Below are 4,018 nucleotides of genomic sequence, written 5' to 3'. Positions count from 1 at the left end.
CTTTTCGAAACAGACCACCGAAGCAAATCACCTCAGGGAAAGGCCGCCTTTAACTGATAATTTAGACTAGTCGGGTTGGCTTTGTATGGACTGAACCGACGGAGCGATTCTGGAACGCAGCCTTACGGATCGAGCTCTACGCTCAATCCCATGTAAATCTGGACTGGCATCATGAAGTCCAATTGGGCGATCGTGTTCAATTAAGCGCACTTGGCGCATCACGCTGTCCGCGACTTGCTGACAAGACAGGCACTATCGTCGGGCGGAGCAGCGTCTACGTAAATTGTGCCCGCGTCCTGCTCGACGGAAGCAAATCACCAATATCCGTTCATTGCGACTATCTCGATGCTATTTTGTCGGTCAATGCCGAGTGAATGCATTGTAAATCTAAGCCACCGCCGGACATGGAACGCGGGAGACTGCAATGCCATTGCCAAGCGGACTGCCTCGGGGACGGCAAATGCCGGTCTCGAGCTACATTCCTATCGTCTACAGCGGCGTTTAAGCATGATTACGGGGCAGCACGGCGTTCTGCGGTGCAACGTCCCGGCTCGCTCTGTCCCTCGGAGCGGACATACCGGCCCCGGCATCAGGGTACGCGTCCGGTGACGGCCCCTGGTTAGGTCAGCCGCGATTTCGGGTGTCCCTGACGAACATTGTCTGTGGAGATGAGTGGCTGATAGCTGCGGTCATCGGGTGCGGTGGAGGGGCCGAAAGGGACAGCGCAGGAACGTCTTTGTATTCTGCCCGTTGGCCTTCGGGTCCGACCACGTCAGCAGGACGAAGGGCCGCTGACCAAATGGAGTTCAATTGTGCCCGCAGTGCGTGATGCTTTCACCCGTGGACGGAGCCATTTCGGTGGCCCCGCACACCCCGGGGTTGGACCCGCTTCGGGATTTCAGAACGGCGCAGCATGGGTCGCTTGGGTTCTTGTTCCCGCGATCGAACTCGGCAATGCAGAGCTCGAGCCGGAGCACGTTGTCTTTCGGCTAGACCTCAACCTTGACCCGCAATCGAACCATCACGCGCACGCCGACTTCTGGCTTGCCGAGCTCGACGACGGGCGGCGGGCGCAAGGCCTCCGGTACTCCATCAACGTCATCGGCGGGCAGTCAGTGTGGCTATACAAGCCCGGCGAGCCTGGAAGAGCGCTTGGCACGGTTGGCGAGTGCGACGCGGACTTGGTCGGGGACCTGCTCCGCGGCGCGGCGGAGGAATTTGGAGAGCAGATCGGGTCAATCGAGGAACGCCAGTTCACTGGGGCCCAACACGAACGGCATTGAGGGTCATGGAGGTAAGAACCAACCCAGCGAAAAAGCCAGCACGCCTCAAGGACGCACTCGAGCGCAGCCAGCGTGACCTCGAGGATTTCTTTGAGAACGGCGCAGTCGGACTACACTGGGTCGCCTCCGACGGTTCTATCCTGCGCGTCAATCAGGCGGAACTCGATCTGCTCGGCTACACCCGCGAGGAATATGTCGGCCACCATATCGCGGAATTTCATGCCGACAAGTCCGCGATCGACGACATTCTCGCCCGCCTGACCCGGGGCGAAAAGCTCGACAAGTACGAAGCGCGGCTCAAGGCGAAGGACGGCTCGATCAAGCACGTGCTGATCAGCTCCAACGTGCATTTCCACGACGGCCAGTTCATCAACACCCGCTGCTTCACCCTCGATGTCACCGACCTAAAGAAGGCGGAAACCGCGCTGCGCGAAAGCGAGCAGCGCCTGCGTGCTACTCATGAGCGCGCCTTCGCGGGGATTGCCGAGGTCGATCTCCAGGGCCGGTTCCTTAGGGCGAACGCCCGGTTCTGCGAAATCACAGGGTACTCGGCCGACGAGTTGCCGAACCTCAGCTTTGGCTCGATTACCCATCCCGAGGATGCAGGCTCGGACATGGATAAGTTCGCCGCCCTCGTCTCCGGCCAGACCGACACGTACCAGATCGAGAAACGTTTCCTTCGACGAGATGGAACAGCAATCTGGGTGGCCGTCTCCGCCTCGATCGTGCGGGATGATCGTAGCCAGCCGCTTTACGGCATTCGCGTTGTGCAGGACATCACCGAACTCAAGCGCGCGCAGGCCCGCCAGAATCTACTGCTCGACGAATTGAACCACCGCGTGAAGAACATGCTGGCGACCGTCCAATCCGTCGCGATGCAGACCCGGCGCAGAGCAACCGATCTCGATAGCTTTACGCAAGCCTTCGAAGGACGGCTCATGGCGCTCAATCGCGCCCATGAATTGATGACGCGGGAGATCGGGACTGGCGTACTGTTGCGTGACCTGCTCCTCGAGACCGTCGCGCCCTACGAGGCCGCTGCGGCAGAACACTTCCGCCTGAGGGGCCCCGAGATCCGGCTCGGGTCTGAGGTAGCGGTGACGCTCGCCATGGTGCTGCATGAGCTCACCACCAACGCCGCGAAATACGGCGCGCTCTCCACCCCTCACGGGTGCATCAGCATAGAGTGGCGGAACCCCGCACCCGACTCCCTGACGATTGACTGGGCGGAAACGAGCGGGCCCCCCGTGGTCGAGCCGACGCGACGAGGGTTCGGCTCGGACCTCATTGAAAGAGGATTGGCGCGGCAGTTTGGCGGCACGGCGATCCTCGATTTCAACAGGGCAGGAGTGCGCTGCCACATCGCGTGCATGTTACCGCAACGCGACGATGGCATCGCGTGACATCGCCCTGCAGGGCACCGTGCCGACGCTTGCTTCCGGCGCGAACATGCCTGAGACGTTGCCCGGTGGCGCGCTGGCACCGAGGCTTCGAGCAGTCGCGACGGGAGCGCAAGGAGGTCGAGGTGCGGTTCACGCATTTGGAGCGTATCCTGAGGCTCGGTGGCCTGGACTGCCCGCCCCGCGAGGCGCCCAGGATGAGCTTGTTCTGGCCGACATCGCTCAAAACCCGCGACGGCTTGCATAGCTCGTCGCCCGGCCACCGCCCACTCAGGCTCTGTGCATCGCGTAGGTTGTAGTTGCGTAAGGAGCGTCCGGCGGATCAAAGCCGGCCGCTCTTAATGAAATGGCTAACCGCCCATCGACAGCAGTCGACTTTTGCAACAAATCAACCCATAGCCGACTTCCTCCCCCATAGTCGGCTGCTGGTGCCTCAAAGAAAGGTGTGCGAGACGTCAGCGATTGAAGGTCAGATTCGGGGTCATCGTTGCGGAGTTGTCGTCTTGAAAGCCAATAAGCAGCGCAAAGCTTCCGAACAGGATGACTACCAAGGAGCTGTATACAAGATAATAAGGCCGACCGGACTTCAGGCCGCTCATTTCGGTGGATCCCTATCTTAGCGAACCGACCGCTCAGCTCTTTGTGGCCGTCTTTGAGAGTTCAGCTTCTACGCCGGCTGCACAGGCCCTGGCGAATGAATAGTCCATACTCGTGGAGGCAATGGTCTTGACGTATTCGCCGATTACGTTGTCCTTTGAATATGAGCTCGCCGCCTTGAACTTGGCGACGTCGCCGTCGCGGCCCTGCGCGATCAGCACCCGACCAATCCTCGGCACGTTGTCGCGCGGATCGAAGGTACGCCAGTGCCCGCCGATATAGGCTTCGATCCAGCCAGCGAAATCCCATGCGGCCCAGGGTTTCGGCGTAACAATGTCGCTAAGATACCCCGTACAATAGCGGGCGGGAATGTTCATGCAGCGGCAGAACGCGACGGCAAGTCGTCGGCATAGGGGCCGTTGGCATTGAACCTTAGCTGGCGGCCCCAATTAGCATCTTTAGAATGAGTCGACAGCTCCGGCAGGAAGTCGGCCGGCGCAATGGTGATGCCGGTCAATCTTGAAAGTAAACTTCGCCCGTAGCACCGGCCCATTTTCGTCACGGACTTCGATCCCCGTTCGGTGCCCCGCCGCCGGCGTGACGCTTGCGGAGCTGTCCCGTGCATGTCCGCCGATGAACGAGCTGCTTCTTCCTGCGCAGCTTCGATGGTGCAAAGTTCAAGGCCTTCTTTATCTGGAGCGAAAGAGTCATCCTTTCGTACATCGAAATAGTAGCGTC

Annotated in this window: 3 protein-coding genes and 1 pseudogene; 2 read left to right on the top strand and 2 right to left on the bottom strand. The window is 60.2% G+C overall.

Annotated elements, in window-relative coordinates; translation table 11 throughout:
* Nucleotides 1-812 precede the first annotated feature (812 nt).
* Together KJQ96_RS38080 and KJQ96_RS38075 are read left to right on the top strand one after the other, a co-directional pair.
* Nucleotides 813-1,283: a hypothetical protein gene (locus KJQ96_RS38080; RefSeq protein ID WP_213291116.1), complete on the top strand. Its 471-nt coding sequence runs from the start codon at nt 813-815 to the stop codon at nt 1,281-1,283.
* Nucleotides 1,284-1,288: 5 nt separating this feature from the next.
* Nucleotides 1,289-2,686: a sensor histidine kinase gene (locus KJQ96_RS38075; protein ID WP_213291115.1), complete on the top strand. Its 1,398-nt coding sequence runs from the start codon at nt 1,289-1,291 to the stop codon at nt 2,684-2,686.
* A gap of 791 nt (nt 2,687-3,477) precedes the next feature.
* Here KJQ96_RS38075 and KJQ96_RS41135 read toward each other — a convergent pair.
* A pseudogene (locus KJQ96_RS41135) lies at nt 3,478-3,681 on the bottom strand (transglutaminase family protein); the annotation flags it as partial.
* Nucleotides 3,654-4,018 (bottom strand): DUF6894 family protein (locus tag KJQ96_RS38065; RefSeq protein ID WP_213291114.1); only part of this gene is annotated, 365 nt, incomplete at its 5' end. The pseudogene KJQ96_RS41135 and the gene KJQ96_RS38065, both read right to left, overlap by 28 nt.

The sequence above is a fragment of the Bradyrhizobium sp. sGM-13 genome (assembly GCF_018398875.1).
Classification (GTDB): Bacteria; Pseudomonadota; Alphaproteobacteria; order Rhizobiales; family Xanthobacteraceae; genus Bradyrhizobium.
The sequence above is the reverse complement of the archived record's forward strand: the minus strand, read 5'-3'. Positions and strand labels throughout refer to the sequence as shown.

What these genes read in the sequence shown, in the direction of transcription:
- KJQ96_RS38075 (WP_213291115.1), top strand. Translation starts at nt 1,289, where the DNA reads ATGGAGGTAAGAACCAACCCAGCGAAAAAGCCAGCACGCCTCAAGGAC.